A 16,414-nucleotide genomic window follows, 5' to 3' on the forward strand; every position below is an offset into this window, starting at 1 on the left:
ACCACGTCGGGTCGGGACACAGCGCGAGGCCTTTGTTCGGCCGCGCTCTCCGACGAACCGGCATCCACTTCTGCGGAGAGCGCTCCAGTCGGGCCGAACCCCTATTCGGGTCCGACCTGACGCACGGCCCCGCGCGCGGCGCTGGTGGCGAACATCGCATAGGCCCGCAGGGCCGTGGTGATCCGGCGCTTGCGTGGCTCGGCCGGCTTCCACCCGGCGGCGTCCTGTGCGGCTCGGCGAGCGACGAGTTCAGCCTCGTCAACGGCGAGATGGATGCTGCGTCCCGGAATGTCGATCTCGATGCGGTCGCCGTCGCGCACGAGACCGATGAGGCCGCCCTCCGCCGCTTCCGGCGAGACGTGTCCGATGGACAGGCCGGAGGAGCCGCCGGAGAACCGCCCATCGGTGACCAGGGCGCAGGCTTTGCCGAGGCCCTTCGATTTCAGGTAGCTCGTCGGGTACAGCATCTCCTGCATGCCGGGACCGCCACGGGGACCTTCATAGCGGATCAAGACGACTTCGCCGGCCTTCACCCGCCCGTTGAGGATGGCGTCGACCGACGCGTCCTGGCTCTCGAACACCCGGGCGATGCCGGTGAAGGTGAGGATCGAGGCGTCGACACCCGCCGTCTTCACGATGCAGCCGTCGACGGCGAGGTTTCCGTAAAGCACGGCGAGGCCGCCATCCTGCGAATAGGCATGCGCCGCCGCGCGGATGACACCGCCCTCGCGGTCGAGGTCGAGGTCCTCCCAGCGCGCCGCCTGGCTGAAGGCGACCTGGGTCGGCACACCGCCCGGCGCGGCGCGGTAGAACTCGGACACCGTGGTACTGGCCGTGCGACGCACGTCCCAGCGGTCGAGGGCTTGAGCCAGTGTGCCGGCGTGCACGCTCCCGGCCTGCGCATTGATGAGGCCGGCGCGGTCGAGTTCACCGAGGATCGCCATGATGCCACCCGCCCGGTGCACGTCCTCCATGTGGACCTCGGCCACCGCCGGGGCGACCTTGCACAGCACGGGTACGCGCCGTGAGAGCCTGTCGATGTCCGCCATGGTGAACGGCACCTCCGCCTCGTGGGCGGCGGCCAGCAGATGCAGCACCGTGTTGGTGGAGCCGCCCATGGCGATGTCGAGGGTCATGGCGTTCTCGAAAGCCGAGAAGCCCGCGACCGCGCGGGGCAGCACGCTGGCGTCGTCGCCCTCGTAGTAGCGCTTGGCGAGATCGACGATGAGGTGGCCGGCCTCGACGAACAGACGGCGGCGGTCTGCATGGGTCGCCAGCACCGAGCCGTTGCCGGGCAGGGACAGACCGAGGGCCTCGGTCAGGCAGTTCATGGAATTGGCCGTGAACATGCCCGAGCACGAGCCGCAGGTCGGACAGGCCGCGCGCTCGATGGCGGCCACATCCTCGTCGGACACTCGGTCGTCGGCCGCCGCCACCATGGCGTCGACGAGGTCGAGCTTCTTGATCACGCCCTTGAGCTGAACCTTCCCGGCCTCCATGGGGCCGCCGGACACGAACACCGCCGGGATGTTGAGGCGCAAAGCCGCCATCAGCATGCCGGGTGTGATCTTGTCGCAATTGGAGATGCACACCATCGCGTCGGCGCAGTGGGCGTTGACCATGTACTCGACGGAATCGGCGATGAGCTCGCGCGAGGGGAGCGAGTACAGCATCCCGTCATGGCCCATGGCGATGCCGTCATCGACCGCGATGGTGTTGAATTCCTTGGCGACGCCGCCGGCCGCCTCGATCTCCCGGGCCACGAGCTGGCCGAGATCCTTCAGGTGGACATGGCCGGGCACGAACTGAGTGAAGGAGTTCACCACGGCGATGATCGGTTTGCCGAAATCGCCGTCCTTCATACCGGTCGCACGCCACAGGCCGCGGGCGCCGGCCATGTTGCGGCCATGGGTGGTGGTGCGGGAACGGTAGGCGGGCATCGCATCTCTCACGGTTCGCCGCGCTTTTGCGGGCGGGAGGCGATGCGTGGCAAGGGCCTTTTCGCAGGTCTTGGGGTTCGGCCCCCGTGGAGTGTTATCGCATCAGGCCGCGCGGGCCCGCAGGCCGGCGCCATTGCCGAACGCACGGGCGTAGAGCGAGGCGTAGGTGGTCGCGGCCTCGTCCCAGCCGAAGGTGCGCGACATGGCGGTGCGGCGCATGGCGTTGAGGCGCTTCTTCTGACCGAAGGTGTCGAGGGCCCGCCGAATGGCGCCGGAGAAACCGCGCGCCGACGCATCGCCGAAGGTGAAGCCGGTCACGCCGTCCTCGACGGTGTCGGCGAGACCGCCGGTACGATGGACGATGGGAAGCGAGCCGAAACGCTGGGCGTACATCTGAGCCAGACCGCAGGGCTCGAAGCGCGACGGCATCAGCAGGAAGTCGCTGCCGGCGAACATTCGGCGGGCATCCTGCTCGTTGAACCCGACATGGACACCGACGGCGTCGGGATGGCGGCGGGAGAGATCGCGCAGGGCCCCCTCGAACCGGCTCTCGCCCTGCCCGATGACCACGAGCTGGCCGCCCTCCGCCACGATGGTGTCGGCGGCCGCCAGGCTGAGGTCGATGCCCTTCTGGTGAACGAGGCGCGAAACGATGGCGAAGAGCGGCCCGCGTGAGACGGCCAGGCCGAACTGGCGGCGGACGGTCTCCGCATTGGCGCGCTTGCCCTTCCAGTCGTCGGCCTCGAAGCGGGTGGCGAGGTACGGATCCGTGCGCGGGTCCCAACTCTCGTCGATGCCGTTGAGAATACCGGCCAGCCGCCCCTGGGACGCGCGGGTGCGCAGCAACCCGTCGAGGCCGCAGCCGGCGTCCGGCGTCGTGATCTCGCGGGCGTAGGTGTCGCTCACCGTCGTGACGTGGGAGGCGTAGTAGATGCCGGCCTTGAGGAAGGAGAGCTGCCCGTAGAACTCGACGCCGTCCATCTGGAAGGCGTGGTCCGGGACGCCGAGACGGCCGAGGGATTCGTGCGGGAACAGGCCCTGGTAGGCGAGGTTGTGCACCGTGAGGATGCTCGGCACCCGCACTCCGGACCAGGCGAGGTAGGCCGGGGCGAGGGCCGCCTGCCAGTCGTTGAGGTGGAGAAGGTCGGCGGCCCAGGCCGGATCGACGCCACGGGCGATCTCGGCGGCGGCGAGACTCAGGCGGGCGAAGCGGATGTCGTTGTCGGCGAAATCGCCCTGCCCGTCGCCGTAGGGCGTGCCGTCGCGCTGGTAGAGTTCGGGGCTGAGGACGACGTAGATCTGGAGGCCGTCGGCGCTCTCGACCAGGCCGAGTTCGCAGGGCGGCACACCGGCATGGCCGGGCAACTGCGCGACGACGGGGATGTGGTCGAAGCGATCCACCACCTGACGGTAGCCGGGGATGAGGACGCGGATGTCGTAGTGCCGCCGCAGGGCCCGCGGCAGGGACGCCGCGACTTCGCCGAGACCGCCGGTCTTCACGAAATCCGCCATCTCGGGCGTGGCGAACAGGATGCGGGGCTGATGCAGCGGAGGGATCGTCTGGCCGAGAAGGCCACGGGCGGAGGCGGAGTGAGCAGTCGCCGCAGACGTCATTTTATCCTTGCCGCTCCGGGCACCTTGGACGTGCAGGGCGAAACAACCCGTGGCTGACGTCGGCATCGTGAACGCCCCGATTGGTAAATGGTTCCGTTGCGATGCACAATCCAAGCCACGATTTCGGTTACGAATTCCTTGCTTTTGGTGCGTCGCAAACGGTCGCAGCCCGTCGAATTCAGGGTCGGTTCAGGACCATGGCCGCGACCGAATGCCGAAGGCCCGGCGCGAAGGCGAGGCAAACGACGGATCAGGTTTCGGCAATCCAGGCGCGCAGACCGCTCAGCGTATGGAAGGCATCGGCCGAGCGAACGGCGAGCTGCGGCGCTTGTGTCCGCATCATGTCCGCCAGGGCGTGGCCCGGACCGAGTTCGAGGCTCCGTTCGGCGCCGCGCTCGACCACGGCATCGAGGCAGGCAGTCCAATCGACGAAGGTCGCGACCTGTCGGGCGAGCGCACCGCGGAATCGTCCGGCGTCGAAGATCGGCGTGCCATCCGTGCCGTTCAGGAGGATCCGGCCTGTGATGGGCCGGCGCACGGGTACGGGGGCGAGCTGCGCATGGAACGGGTCCACGGCCCGTTCGAGCAGGGCCGTGTGCGAGGCGACCCCGACGTGCAACCGGCTCGCCCGCGCCGCGCCCATCTGCGCGGCTTCGGCGCAGAGGGCATCGAGAGCGTCACTCATGCCGCCGACCACGAACAGGTCCGCGGGGTTGCGGATGGCGATTGCGCAGGCATGACGCGCCACGAGAGGATCGAGGGTCGCACGCGGCAGGCCACGGATGGCGGCGAGCCCCTGGCCGGGGCGGCTCGCCGCGTCCATGGCCTCGGCCCGCGCAGCGGTGAGGCCGAGGACCTGCTCCGGCGTCCAGATTCCGGCAACGCCCCAAGCCGCCATCTCGCCGACGCTGTAGCCGGCGACGACACAGCGCCGTGGGAGAATGTCGGCGACGCACTCTGCCAGGGCCAGGGCGGCAGTGACGCACAGGATCTGCCCGATGCGGTTGGCGTAGAGTTCCGCTGGATCGGCCTGCGCCACGAGGCTGCGCGGATCGCACCCGAGATACGCGGCGGCATGGGCGAAGATCGGCGCGGCGGCGGGGGCATCCGCCGTCAAGGCGAACAGATCGGGCGATTGCAGCCCCTGACCGGAGCAGAGCAGGGCCAACGTCATGGCCCCACCCCGTCGAGGAACAAGGTCATGGCGAGGAGATCGGCGCAGCCGCCCGGACTGAGGTTGCGGCGCGTGAAGGCGATGTGCAGCGCCTGTGCCCGCGCCCGCCAGTCGGCAGATGCGATGCCGCCGGCCGCGAGAAACGCGCGGGCGGCCCCCTGCACGTAGGCGAGGCCCGCGGCACCACCGCGATGCAGAAGGTTCGTGTCCTCCACGCCGGCCATGAGGGCGAGGCAGAGCTGCACCCGCACGGCTTCCGGGTCATCGGGTCGTATGGCCTCGGCTTCGCGCAGAGCCGGGAGTCCGAGGGCGTAGAGGGTTGGAAACCCGAGCGCTGCCTCGCGTCGCGCACCGCCGGCCCGGTATTGTCGCAAGGCGGCGGAACCGTGGCTGTGGAGGGGGATGGGACCGTTCGCGATGGCGTCGCCCCAACGGTCGGCGACGAGACGCCCGAGGCGTCGGCGATCGCCAGAGGCGTCGCGGAATCCGGCCGCGGCCACGAGGAGGCCCAGACCGAAGATCGCGCCGCGATGGGTGTTCACCCCGCCTGTGGCCGCGAGCATCGCCGCCTCGGCCGCGAGACCGATGGCCCTCAGGGTGTCCATGCCGGCGCCCCGCCCGCCGGCCTCGGCGAGATCGGCGAAGTACGGCTCCAGGGTGTCGGCGCTGCGGTTCAGCAGGGCCGCATCCATGTCCGCATGGGCGCCCGGATCGACGTGGCTGACGAGGCCCGGCTTCGGGTAGGTGGCGACCTCGAGGCGCAGGCAGGACACGGCCGTTGCGGCGAGCGCGTCAGCCGGTGTGGAGAGCGCCGACACCCGCGCGGCGCTCAGCATCCGGCACCCGCGAGGAAATCGGAGCGGGCGACGAGGCTCACGCCGCGGGCATCCTTCGCCAGAATCTCGGGCATCCCCTCGGCGAGTTCGCGCCACTGCACGGCCATCCCGCCGGCTCCGAGGCACTCGCCGTCGATCCGCATGGGGGCCTCGCTGGCGATGGTCGAGAGACCGGCGAGGAGCGCCTCGGGCGCCCCGTCGAGGCGCCACAGCAGATCGATGTCGGACGTCGGCGACAGGTAGGGAAGGCCCGTGAGGTGCTGCCAGGCGAGGCTGCCGAAAGTCCGTACCTCGGGGTCGAGATCGAGGAGGCGTCGCAGGGTCGGTTGCCACTCGGGCGACGCCGCGGGCGCGGCCTCGGCAAGACGGGGCGGAGGTGCGATGGCACGCAGCGCGGACGCCTCCAGCACGAAGGACAGACGTCGTTTGCCCTGAGCGGGTGGCAGGGGCAGCCCCAGGGGAATACCCGCCTCGCCCCCGGCGGGACGCCGGACGACCAGGGGCCAGTTCCGTTCGGCCCAGTCGGCGACGTAGGGCAGGCCGTCGTACTCGGGCCGCCGCATGAGGAGCGCGCGCCAGGCGGCGGGGGCGACCCGGGCCATCTGATGGCGCCCGAGCGCCTCAGGCATGGTCCGCGACGCGCGCCGCAACCCGCTCGGCGATGGCGGCAGCCCGAGTCCGACCGCCACGCTCCGCCCCGAGACGGTCGCGACAATCGCCAGAGGCCTGTGGCGCGGCAAGGTAAGCCTCCAACTGCTCGGCCAGGGATCTCCGTGGGTCCCAGGTCTCGTGGATCGCCCCCGTCTGGACGAGATTGTCGAGGCCCGGGGCGAACACCGCGGTCGCATTGGCCTTCTCGGTGAGAACGTCGAGGGAGAGTTTCGTGACCCGTGCCATGGAGGGCAGGTCCATCACCTCCGGGTGGGCGCCCGGCAGGGCGACGAGGTGGCCGGTGGCCAGCGCCGTGGCGATGAAGGCCCCGGCGGCGCTGCGTCCGTAGAGCAGGCCGAGGGTCCGGTGCCCCTCCGCCTCGGCGAGCATCAGTGCCTTGGCGAGGTGGGCGAGGTACTCGTTGAGACCGAGGAGCTCGTCACGCCGGCTCATGCGCTGACTGGACGAGTCGACGGGCATCAGGATCGGCGCACCGTCGCCGGAGCGGGCGATGGCGAGGACCCGCCCCGCCAGGGTCAAGGCTCCCTCGATGCCGAGGGGTGTGCCCTCGGCCAGGCCGAGCACATGGACGGGCTTGCCGCCGGCGCGCCGCCCGGTGCCGAGGATGAGCCCATCGGCGACAGCCACATCATGGCCGTCCGGAAACAGTCCGGCGAGGATCTCAGCGAGCGTCATCGGCACTCTCCCGGCAGGTGGCGATGGCGTGGAACGCCTGCGTGGACAGGCCCGGAACGCCGGGTGCGTCCTTGACCCCGAGGATCGACCAGACCGCGACCGCATCACTGGCGGTACCGAAGCGGACGAGCCGCCGCTCAAGCCGCGCCTGCTCGGCGTCGAGGGTCGCGAGATCGAGGCGGTCGGGCTTTGCCAGGATCGCCTGCACCGCCGCGCGAAACGCGCCCGGCCCGTCGTCGACGAAAGCGTCCGCGCCACCGAGGAGGTAGCGGTGCTTACCCCCCATAGTGCGCCAGACCAATGCGCGATCGCGGGAATCGAACTCCTCGACGCCCCGATTGGTCTCGATCACCTCCGGGCCCGTGACGCTGATGCGTCCTTGTTCGGTGACGATGAGGGCCGAGCAACAGCCGGCAATGAGCCCGCCGCCGCCGTAGCAACCCGAACGCCCACCGACGAGGCCGACCACGCGCGATCCGGAACCACGCGCTTCGATCAGGGCCCGCATGATCTCCGCGATGGCGGTCTCGCCTGCATTGGCTTCCTGCAGGCGCACGCCGCCGGTGTCGAACAGGATGAGCACATCGCGGCGGAGAGCCTTGGCGGCGCGGAGCAAGCCGACGAGCTTGGCCCCGTGAACCTCCCCCACGGCCCCGCCCATGAAACGTCCCTCCTGGGCGGCGACCAGAACCTCGGCGCCGTCGAGGGTCGCGCTTCCGACGATCATGCCGTCGTCGAACTGCTCGGGCAGGTCGAACAGGGCGAGATGCGGGCTCGTCGCCCGTTCCTCGGGACCGACGACCTCGTGAAAACTGCCGGGATCGACGAGGGCGGCGACGCGCTGGCGGGCGCTGCCCTCGTACCAGCTCAAGGCCTCCGGCTCGAAGGGGCGAGGCGCGGCGGCGGGGTTCACGGCATGTCTCCGGCGATGAGCCGTGCGCCCTGGGCGAGGCGCAGGGCGACGGTGTCGGGCCGCGCGCCCCCGTCGTTTATGGCGATGCGCAGGCCTCCCGCACCGCGACGGGCGACGAAATCCGCCACCACGGCGGTCCAGACTTCGCCGAAACCATGGGCGGCCGTGGCGATCTCGATGGTGCACCGGTCGGGCGCGAGCACCCGCTCCAGCAGCACTTCCAGATTACCGGAGGCGACGATCCCGACGAGGGCCTGGAGCTTGGTGCCCCCGGCGGGGATCGGCGCGTCGAGGGTGTAGCTGAGGCGTTCCATGCTTCACCGTCACCAGTTGCGGAATTGGCTCGGCGGCCGGTACAGGCCGCCTGACGAGAGGGCGAGATCCTTGATGGAGCGGGCGGCGAGCAGACTACGGTCCGCGTCGAGGGGGTCGATGCCGAGATCTTCCGGCCTGCGAATCACGCCGCGCTCGCGCAGGCGCGCCACCATGCCGGCATCGCGCCGGCGCCCGATCTCGGTGTAGCCGGCCACCCCCCGGATCGCCTGCTCTCGCTCGTCGACGTTGCGGCACAGCAGGAGATTGGCGATGCCCTCCTCGGTGACGATGTGGGTGACATCGTCGCCGTAGACCATCACGGGCGCGAGCGGCAGATCGAGCTTCTGGGCGAGCGCGAGGGCATCGAGCCGCTCGACGAACAGGGGTACGTTGGCATCCCCGAATGTCTCGCCGATCTGCACCACGAGCTTGCGGCCCCGGCGCAAGGGGGCGGGCGTATCGGGATCGGCCTCCGCACCGGCCTTGAGCCAGGGCTCGCTCGGATGGCGCCGGCCGCGTGGATCGGACCCCATGTTGGGCGCCCCACCGAAGCCCGCGATGCGGTTGGTGGTGACCGTCGAGCTGTGACCCGAGAGATCGATCTGCAGGGTCGAGCCGATGAAGAGGTCGCAGGCATAGAGGCCCGCGGTCTGGCAGAAGGCCCGGTTGGAGCGTAGCGACCCGTCCGAGCCCGTGAAGTAGATGTCCGGCCGGGCGGCGATGTAATCGTCCATCCCGACTTCCGAACCGAAGCAGTGGATCTGCTCGACCCAACCGGCCTCTATGGCGGGGATCAGGGTCGGGTGCGGGTTCAGCGCCCAGTGGGTGCAGATCTGTCCGCGCAGACCGAGCGCTTCGCCGTAGGTCGGCAGCAGCAGCTCTATGGCGGCGGTGTTGAAGCCGATGCCGTGGTTGAGTCGGCGAATGCCGTAGGGCGCGTAGAGGCCCTTGATCGCCAGCATCGCCGTGAGGATCTGGGTCTCGGTGATGGCAGCGGGATCGCGGGTGAACAGGGGCTCGACGTAGAACGGCTTGCCCGCGTCGACCACGAAATGGACCCGGTCGCCGGGGATGTCGACGCGGGGCACCCGGTCGACGATCTGGCCGACCTGCGCCACCACGAGGCCGTCCTTGAAGCTCGTGGCCTCGACGACGGTGGGCGTGTCCTCGGTGTTGGGGCCGGTGTAGAGATTTCCGTCGCGGTCGGCGCTGACGGCCGCGATCAGGGCGACCTGCGGCGTCAGGTCGATGAAGTAGCGCGCGAAGAGCTCGAGGTAGGTGTGAACCGCACCGAGGGCGATCTGTCCGCCGTAGAGCATCCGGGCGATGCGCGCCGCCTGCGGGCCGGAATACGAATAGTCGAGCCGACGCGCGATCCCCTTCTCGAACACGTCGAGATGGGACGGGAGAACGATGCCCGACTGCACCATGTGGAGGTCGTGGATCACCCCCGGGTCGACCTCGGCCAGGGCGTCGGCCAGGACGTCGGCCTGCTTCTGGTTGTCGCCTTCGAGGCACACCCTGTCCCCCGGTCGGAGGACCGCTTCGAGGAAGGGCGCGAGATCGGACAGGGCGACGACCTTGCCGCGGGCGAAGGAGGCGCCGGCCGCGATGCGCGCCGCGCGGGCACTCCCTTGCGTCGCCCAGTCCCTCATGGTCGGCCTCCGTGAAGCGGATAGCTAATATGCAATCATGCAGCTCTTTGTATGCAATTGGCAAGGCAGTGCATACGGAACTGGGCGGCTCCCGCACAATGTGGCCGCTGACTGCGCGTTTCCGCCGCATTCATCGAACCTTCAACCTATCCCTGTCTCATTCCCGTGCGGATTCGATGCGACGCACGGTGTTGTCGGACCTCAGGGTCCGAACGCATCACGGAGACGGGAGCGGCTCTCGCAGACCGGCGAGAGAAGCGACCCGCAGCGCGATTCAACAGGTGGCAACCGCGAAACCCCGAGGCGCACGCCCGCATGGAGGCGATGCCTCGGGGGCTCGCGCTCAAGCGACCGGCCGCGCGCCTGCAAGCATGAGGGGGATCGACACGTGTTGAATGAGAAGCTCATCGCACCCGAGACCGGTGAGGACGCATCCGGTCAGGCGAGCGTCCACCGGGCGGTCGCGCGCACATTGCCCGTCGTCTCCACATCGGGCGACGCCGTGGCCGACCTGCGCGAAGCGATCCTCGCCAAGCTCGCCTACGCCATCGGCAAGACCCCGCAGAACGCCCGCGAACGCGACTGGTTCGCCGCGACCGCCCTGGCACTGCGCGACCGGATCGTCGATGCCTGTATGGCGAACGGTGAATCCGTGCCGAACAAGCGGGTCTACTACCTCTCCCTCGAATTCCTCATCGGCCGTCTGCTGTCGGACGCGATGAACAATCTCGGCCTCGTCGAGACAACGCGCGCGGCCTTGCGCGACCTCGGCGTCGACCTCGACACCGTCGAGGGCGCCGAACCCGACGCGGCCCTGGGCAATGGCGGCCTCGGGCGCCTCGCCGCCTGCTTCATGGAAAGCATGGCGAGCCTCTCGATCCCGGCCATCGGCTACGGCATCCGGTACGACCACGGCCTGTTCCGGCAATCCCTGGAGGATGGCTGGCAGAAGGAAGCCCCGGAGACCTGGCTCGCCGAGGGCAACCCTTGGGAATTCGTCCGCCCGGAGGCGACCTACACCATCGGGTTCGGCGGCCATGTCACCATGTCGGCCGTGTCCGAGGGCGTGATTCGCCGTCACTGGCACCCGGCCGAGACGGTCCAGGCGGTGGCCCACGACGTGCCGGTGGTGGGCTGGCGCGGGCGCCACGTGAATACCCTGCGCCTTTGGAAGGCCGAAGCGGAAGCGCCCGTCGAGCTCGCACGCTTCAATGGCGGCGACCATATCGGCGCCGTGGCCGCGCGGTCCCGGGCCGAGGCGATCTCACGGGTGCTATATCCGAGCGATTCGTCGGATTCCGGCCAGGAACTGCGCCTGCGCCAGGAGTACTTCTTCACCTCCGCGTCGCTGCAGGATCTCGTGCGCCGGCACGCGGCCGAGCGCGGCGATCTCCGCACCCTGCCCGACCACGCCGCGATCCAGCTCAACGACACCCATCCGGCCATCGCCGTGCCGGAGCTGATGCGCCTTCTCCTGGAGGATCATGGCTTCAACTGGGAAGACGCCTGGCACGTCACCACCAACACGCTCGGCTACACCAACCACACCCTGCTGCCCGAGGCCCTGGAGACGTGGTCCGTCGAGCTGATGGAGCGGGTGCTGCCGCGTCACATGCAGATCATCTACCTCATCAACTGGATGCACCTCGAGGAGCAGGGCCGGCACGGCCGGGCGGATGCGGCGCAGCTCGCCTCCGTGTCCCTCATCGAGGAGGCCAACGGCAAGCGTGTGCGCATGGGGCACCTCGCCTTCCTCGGCGCGCGGCGGGTTAACGGGGTCTCGGCCCTGCACACGGACCTCATGCGCTCGACGGTCTTCAAGGATCTGCACGCCCTCGATACGGACAAGATCGTCAACAAGACCAACGGCATCACCTTCCGCCGCTGGCTGCACAACTGCAATCCGGAACTGACGCGCCTCGCCGTCGAAGCCGTGGGCGCCGGCGTCCTCGACAATCCCGAGCTGCTGACCGGGCTCGCCGACCACGCTTCGGACACCAGCTTCCAGGACCGCTACCGGTCCATGCGCCGCGCCCGCAAGGAGGCGCTGGCCCGGGTGGTGGTCGAGCGCACGGGCGTCACCATCGATCCGTCGAGCCTGTTCGACGTACAGATCAAGCGCATCCACGAGTACAAGCGCCAACTCCTCAACGTCATCGAGACGGTGGCACTCTATCAGGCGATCAAGGCCGAGCCGCACCGGGACTGGACGCCCCGGGTCAAGATCTTCGGCGGCAAGGCCGCGCCGAGCTACGTCCAGGCCAAGCTGATCATCAAGCTCGCCTGCGACGTCGCCCGGGTGGTCAACGACGATCCCGATGTCGCCGGGCGCCTCAAGGTGGTGTTCCTGCCGAACTATTCGGTGAGTCTGGCCGAGGCGATCATCCCGGCAGCCGACCTGTCTGAGCAGATCTCCACCGCCGGCATGGAAGCGTCCGGCACCGGCAACATGAAGCTCGCGTTGAACGGTGCCCTCACCATCGGCACCCTCGACGGCGCGAACATCGAGATCCGCGATCATGTCGGTGCGGACAACATCTTCATCTTCGGCCTCGACGCGGCTGGGGTGCAAGCCCGCATGAACGAGCCGGACTACGCCGGGGCCGCCATCGCCGCCTCGCCGCGCCTCGCGGCCGCCCTCGACCTCATTGGGACGGGTGGATTCTCGCCCGACGATCCCGCTCGGTTCCGGCCCATCGTGGACAGCCTCGTCCACGACGACCGCTACCTGCTGACCGTCGATTTCGAGGATTACTGGCGCGCCCAGCGGGCCGTCGACACGGCCTGGAACGATCCGGCCGCGTGGTGGCGCTCGGCCATCCTCAACACGGCCCGGATGGCCTGGTTCTCGTCCGACCGCTCCATGCGCGAATACGCCGCCGAGATCTGGCGCGTTCGGGTCGCCTGACGCTCAGGCATCCAACCGTCGCTCGAACACGACACCCCGGCCGATCCCCATCGGCCGGGGTGTCGTCACTTCGCAGATCTCAGTGCGCGGTCCCGAACGCCGCATGCAGCAGGGTATGCTGCGCGGCGACGGGGCTCGCGACCGCGACGGGAGCCGGACGCTCGTCGGTGATCAGCCCATCGAGGTGGAGGATGCGGGCATGCATCCGGCGCGAGCGCACGATGAGGTCCTGCAGACGGGCCGGCAGGATCCCGAAGACGTCCGCCTTGAACGGATCGGGGGTGGCGAGGCGCACCCGGGTCTTCTCTTCCAAGGCCTCGTTGGGCGTCAGCTCGCCCTCGGCGACGGCGCGCTGCACCAGGAGCCAGGACGCGATCTGCATGAGGCGGGTGGTCAGCCGCATGGTCTCGCTGGCGTAGCTGAGGGTGCCGTCCCGCGACATCAGGCGCGACTCGTCGCGGCCCTCGCCATCGAGATAGGCCGCCGCCTCCTCCACCATGGTCATGCCTTCGCGAAACAGCGTCTTGAAGGCATCGGAGCCCACATAGGTATCACCGAAACTGACCCAGTCCCGCTCGTCCCGAATCGTGACGTCGAATCCGTTCATCGTGCCTCCCGTGCGGCGCTTCGTCGGTCCATCGTCCCGATCCGGGACAATCCCGCCGCTTTCATCCGATGGTCCGCAATGCTAACGCCGCGAACGAGCGAGCGCCTCTTTCACCTAAAGTTAACCTTAACTTGAGCGCGCGCAGGCAGCCTGTTCCACGGCCTTCGATCCGCCGATGCGCGTTGACTCGGCGCCGGCCATCCGCCATAAGCCGCGCCATCGCGACGCGGCGCCCTTCTGGGCGCTCTTCGCGCTTGCAGACACATTCTGGACGAGTGACGGGGCCTGCACTGGCGGTGAAGCCTGCGGCACCCATCCTTGGCCATCGGAGATCGTGCCGTGAAGAGAACCTATCAGCCCAGCAAGCTCGTGCGTAAGCGTCGCCATGGGTTCCGTGCCCGCATGGCGACCGCCGGTGGCCGCAAGGTCATCGCCGCCCGCCGCGCCCACGGCCGCAAGAAGCTGTCGGCCTGAGAGCGACTGGGGTGCCGTGCCGCCTTCGGGCGGCCGGTCCTGTCTGAACCCGGTCTTATGACCTTGGCCTCCGGCCACGAGATCGGATTGGCCGTGGCGACGATCGGACGGCTCAGGCAACGCTCGGACTTCCTGACCGCGGCGAGCGGACGACGCTTCCACACGGAGCGCTTCTCCGCCCAGGGCCGACTGCGCAGCGAGTCTGTGCAGAAGTCCGGCGAGGAACCCGCCGCAGTGGCCGAAGGCCTGCGCATCGGCTTCACCATCACGAAGCGGGTCGGGCACGCCACGGAGCGCAACCGCATCCGGCGGCGTCTTCGCGCGGCCCTGCGCGCGGCGGAAGACGTCTTGCCGAGTCCGGCGGCCGACGTGGTGCTCATCGCTCGGCGCCCGGCTCTGTCCGCCGCGTTCGAGACTCTGATCGAAGACCTGCGCCGCGCCGTACCCATCGTGACCAAGCCGCAGACGCGCAAGGATTCGGCTGGCGAGGCGGCAGTCCGCTCCAGCCCCCGGCGTGGTCGGGGCAAGCCTGCATCCGACAAGCCGACATCCGACCGGCCGGCGTCTGGCGCTGACTCCACGATGCCGCTATTGGCCTCTGGTCCCGGGGCTGACGCCTCGCAGGGCCGCGCCACGGCGCCCTCCCCCATTCCCAACGCATGCGACGGACCGACCGATGGGTAATGACAAGACGAACATGATCGTCGCGATCGCCCTGTCGCTGGCGGTCCTGCTCGGCTGGAACTACTTCATCGCCGCCCCGCGCGTCGAGCAGCAGCGTCAGGCGACCCTCCAAGCCCAAGCGCTCCAGGGCAAGGCGGCGACCTCGGCCGACGGCGTACCGAGCCCGAGCCCGAAGGAAGGCGGCCCGGCCGCCCCCGTGCCCGGGACCCTTCCGGGTGCCACCGGCAACGGCCAAGGCGCTGTCGAGCCCCGCGAGGCGGTGATCGCCCGCTCGCCCCGCGTGACCATCGACACGCCGGCACTCGCCGGCTCCATCGCCCTCAAGGGTGGCCGCATCGACGACGTCCTCCTCAAGAACTACCACGAGACCGTGGACGACAAGAGCCCGCGCATCGTGCTGCTCTCCCCCACCGGCACGGCCAATCCCTATTACGGCGAATTCGGCTGGGTCGGCCAGAATGCCGGCCCGCTACCCGGCGGCGACACGGTCTGGACCGCCGACGCCACCACCCTGTCGGTCGGCAAGCCCGTCACCCTGAGCTTCGACAACGGCGCCGGCCTGGTCTTCCGCCGCATCATCGCCGTGGACGACAAGTTCATGTTCACGGTCCGCGACGAGGTCGAGAACAAGGGTGCGGCCGCCGTCAGCCTGTACCCGTACGGCCTCGTCTCGCGCTGGGGCAAGCCGACGACGCAGGGCTACTACGTGCTCCACGAGGGCATGATCGGCGTGCTCGGCGCCGAGGGCCTGCAGGAATACACCTACGACCACCTCGCCAAGGAGCCGGTGCTCGGCAACGTCGCCACCAAGGGCAAGGCCTGGACCGGCGTCACCGGTGGCTTCGTCGGCATCACCGACAAGTACTGGGCCGCGGCAGCGATCCCCGATCAGGCGGCGCCATACACCGGCAGCTTCACCGAGCGCACGGACGGCGCCACCAAGGTCTATCAGGCGAGCGTGCTCGGCGGCGTGCGCGTCGTCGATCCCGGCGCCACGGCGACGGCGACCCAGCAGCTCTTCGCCGGGGCCAAGGAAGTCAACACCATCAACGGCTACCAGAAGGACCTCGGCATCGAGAAGTTCGATCTGATGATCGACTGGGGCTGGTTCCACTTCATCACCAAGCCGATGTTCCGGGCGCTGGACTTCTTCTTCCACCTGTTCGGGAATTTCGGCGTCGCGATCCTGGTCGTGACCCTGTGCCTGAAGCTCCTGTTCCTGCCCATCGCCAACAAGTCCTACCAGTCCATGGCCAAGATGAAGGCCGTGCAGCCCGAGATGGCCTCCATCCGCGAACGCTACGGCGACGACAAGCTGAAGCAGCAGCAGGCGATGATGGAGCTGTACAAGAAGGAGAAGATCAATCCGGTCGCCGGCTGCTGGCCGGTGCTGATCCAGATTCCGGTGTTCTTCGCCCTCTACAAGGTGCTGTTCATCACCATCGAGATGCGGCACGCGCCGTTCTTCGGCTGGATCCAGGATCTGGCCGCGCCCGATCCGACGAGCTTCCTCAACCTGTTCGGTCTGCTCCCCTACGCGGCGCCGGACATCGTCCACCTCGGCATCTGGCCCATCATCATGGGCATCACGATGTTCATCCAGATGAAGATGAATCCCGCGCCGCCGGACCCGGTCCAGGCGCAGATCTTCACCTTCATGCCGATCGTGTTCACGTTCATGCTCGGCTCTTTCCCGGCCGGCTTGGTGATCTACTGGGCCTGGAACAACACCCTCTCGGTGATCCAGCAATACGTCATCATGCGCCGCAACGGCGTGAAGGTGGAGTTGTGGGACAACCTCTCGGGGATGTTCAAGAAGAAGCCCGCCGACAAGAACGCGCCGGCCAAAAGCTGATCTTTTCGAAAGACGCCGGTCCGACACGAACCGGACCGGCGCCTTCACGGCTCGCCCTCTCCCCATCGGTCCTCCCTGTCCTGCGACGGGGA

The 16,414-nt window shown here is 68.9% G+C and carries 14 protein-coding genes; 4 read left to right on the plus strand and 10 right to left on the minus strand.

Going from position 1 to position 16,414, the window contains the following annotated elements; genetic code table 11:
- Nucleotides 1-101: 101 nt before the first annotated feature.
- The 9 genes from ilvD to mdcA all read right to left on the minus strand — a co-directional run bounded on the left by ilvD (nt 102) and on the right by mdcA (nt 9,794).
- On the minus strand, nt 102-1,940 hold the full coding sequence (gene ilvD / locus ASG60_RS00550) for a dihydroxy-acid dehydratase (protein ID WP_056383916.1): 1,839 nt from the start codon (nt 1,938-1,940) through the stop codon (nt 102-104).
- A 102-nt stretch (nt 1,941-2,042) separates the two neighbouring features.
- A complete protein-coding gene (gene glgA / locus ASG60_RS00555) occupies nt 2,043-3,554 on the minus strand; it encodes a glycogen synthase GlgA (protein WP_056171691.1) in 1,512 nt (503 codons plus the stop codon).
- A 250-nt stretch (nt 3,555-3,804) separates the two neighbouring features.
- Nucleotides 3,805-4,728 (minus strand): acyltransferase domain-containing protein, encoded by a 924-nt coding sequence (locus tag ASG60_RS00560; protein ID WP_056265917.1) that lies wholly within the window; start codon nt 4,726-4,728, stop codon nt 3,805-3,807.
- Nucleotides 4,725-5,564 carry a triphosphoribosyl-dephospho-CoA synthase MdcB gene (gene mdcB, locus ASG60_RS00565; protein ID WP_056383918.1) on the minus strand — a complete coding sequence of 280 codons (840 nt, stop codon included), beginning with the start codon at nt 5,562-5,564 and terminating at the stop codon, nt 4,725-4,727. Before mdcB ends, ASG60_RS00560 begins: the two co-directional genes overlap by 4 nt.
- Nucleotides 5,558-6,193, minus strand: a complete 636-nt coding sequence (mdcG, locus tag ASG60_RS00570) for a malonate decarboxylase holo-[acyl-carrier-protein] synthase (RefSeq protein WP_056266162.1) — start codon at nt 6,191-6,193, stop codon at nt 5,558-5,560. The genes mdcB and mdcG overlap by 7 nt, the downstream gene beginning before the upstream one ends.
- Nucleotides 6,186-6,911: a biotin-independent malonate decarboxylase subunit gamma gene (locus ASG60_RS00575; RefSeq protein ID WP_056383920.1), complete on the minus strand. Its 726-nt coding sequence runs from the start codon at nt 6,909-6,911 to the stop codon at nt 6,186-6,188. Before ASG60_RS00575 ends, mdcG begins: the two co-directional genes overlap by 8 nt.
- Complete coding sequence (locus ASG60_RS00580) at nt 6,898-7,824, minus strand: biotin-independent malonate decarboxylase subunit beta (RefSeq protein WP_056265926.1); 927 nt, start codon at nt 7,822-7,824, stop codon at nt 6,898-6,900. The genes ASG60_RS00575 and ASG60_RS00580 overlap by 14 nt, the downstream gene beginning before the upstream one ends.
- Entirely contained in the window at nt 7,821-8,138 is a 318-nt protein-coding gene (gene mdcC / locus ASG60_RS00585) for a malonate decarboxylase acyl carrier protein (protein WP_056383922.1), read from the minus strand. Before mdcC ends, ASG60_RS00580 begins: the two co-directional genes overlap by 4 nt.
- Before the next feature lie 9 nt (nt 8,139-8,147).
- On the minus strand, nt 8,148-9,794 hold the full coding sequence (mdcA, locus tag ASG60_RS00590; RefSeq protein ID WP_056383925.1) for a malonate decarboxylase subunit alpha: 1,647 nt from the start codon (nt 9,792-9,794) through the stop codon (nt 8,148-8,150).
- Nucleotides 9,795-10,266: 472 nt separating this feature from the next.
- Between mdcA and ASG60_RS00595 the strand changes: the two genes are divergently transcribed.
- Entirely contained in the window at nt 10,267-12,702 is a 2,436-nt protein-coding gene (locus ASG60_RS00595) for a glycogen/starch/alpha-glucan phosphorylase (RefSeq protein WP_244474311.1), read from the plus strand.
- Nucleotides 12,703-12,781: 79 nt separating this feature from the next.
- Here the strand turns inward: ASG60_RS00595 and ASG60_RS00600 are convergent, their stop codons facing one another.
- Nucleotides 12,782-13,309, minus strand: coding sequence for a DUF1465 family protein (locus ASG60_RS00600; protein WP_056171710.1), 528 nt, complete (start codon nt 13,307-13,309; stop codon nt 12,782-12,784).
- 339 nt (nt 13,310-13,648) lie between these two features.
- Between ASG60_RS00600 and rpmH the strand changes: the two genes are divergently transcribed.
- From rpmH to yidC, 3 genes are all read left to right on the plus strand, one after another.
- Nucleotides 13,649-13,783, plus strand: a complete 135-nt coding sequence (gene rpmH / locus ASG60_RS00605) for a 50S ribosomal protein L34 (RefSeq protein ID WP_055947927.1) — start codon at nt 13,649-13,651, stop codon at nt 13,781-13,783.
- 93 nt (nt 13,784-13,876) lie between these two features.
- Nucleotides 13,877-14,467 carry a ribonuclease P protein component gene (gene rnpA, locus ASG60_RS00610; protein ID WP_082478783.1) on the plus strand — a complete coding sequence of 197 codons (591 nt, stop codon included), beginning with the start codon at nt 13,877-13,879 and terminating at the stop codon, nt 14,465-14,467.
- A complete protein-coding gene (gene yidC, locus ASG60_RS00615) occupies nt 14,460-16,322 on the plus strand; it encodes a membrane protein insertase YidC (protein WP_056302645.1) in 1,863 nt (620 codons plus the stop codon). The genes rnpA and yidC overlap by 8 nt, the downstream gene beginning before the upstream one ends.
- Nucleotides 16,323-16,414: the final 92 nt, after the last annotated feature.

Origin of the sequence: Methylobacterium sp. Leaf469 (assembly GCF_001424745.1) — a bacterium.
GTDB lineage: Bacteria > Pseudomonadota > Alphaproteobacteria > Rhizobiales > Beijerinckiaceae > Methylobacterium.

Excerpts from the sequence above, each read along its gene's own strand:
- ilvD (WP_056383916.1), bottom strand. The coding sequence starts at position 1,940 with ATGCCCGCCTACCGTTCCCGCACCACCACCCATGGCCGCAACATGGCC.
- glgA (WP_056171691.1), bottom strand. The coding sequence starts at position 3,554 with ATGACGTCTGCGGCGACTGCTCACTCCGCCTCCGCCCGTGGCCTTCTC.
- ASG60_RS00560 (WP_056265917.1), bottom strand. The coding sequence starts at position 4,728 with ATGACGTTGGCCCTGCTCTGCTCCGGTCAGGGGCTGCAATCGCCCGAT.
- mdcB (WP_056383918.1), bottom strand. The coding sequence starts at position 5,564 with ATGCTGAGCGCCGCGCGGGTGTCGGCGCTCTCCACACCGGCTGACGCG.
- mdcG (WP_056266162.1), bottom strand. The coding sequence starts at position 6,193 with ATGCCTGAGGCGCTCGGGCGCCATCAGATGGCCCGGGTCGCCCCCGCC.
- ASG60_RS00575 (WP_056383920.1), bottom strand. The coding sequence starts at position 6,911 with ATGACGCTCGCTGAGATCCTCGCCGGACTGTTTCCGGACGGCCATGAT.
- mdcC (WP_056383922.1), bottom strand. The coding sequence starts at position 8,138 with ATGGAACGCCTCAGCTACACCCTCGACGCGCCGATCCCCGCCGGGGGC.
- mdcA (WP_056383925.1), bottom strand. The coding sequence starts at position 9,794 with ATGAGGGACTGGGCGACGCAAGGGAGTGCCCGCGCGGCGCGCATCGCG.
- ASG60_RS00600 (WP_056171710.1), bottom strand. The coding sequence starts at position 13,309 with ATGAACGGATTCGACGTCACGATTCGGGACGAGCGGGACTGGGTCAGT.
- yidC (WP_056302645.1), top strand. The coding sequence starts at position 14,460 with ATGGGTAATGACAAGACGAACATGATCGTCGCGATCGCCCTGTCGCTG.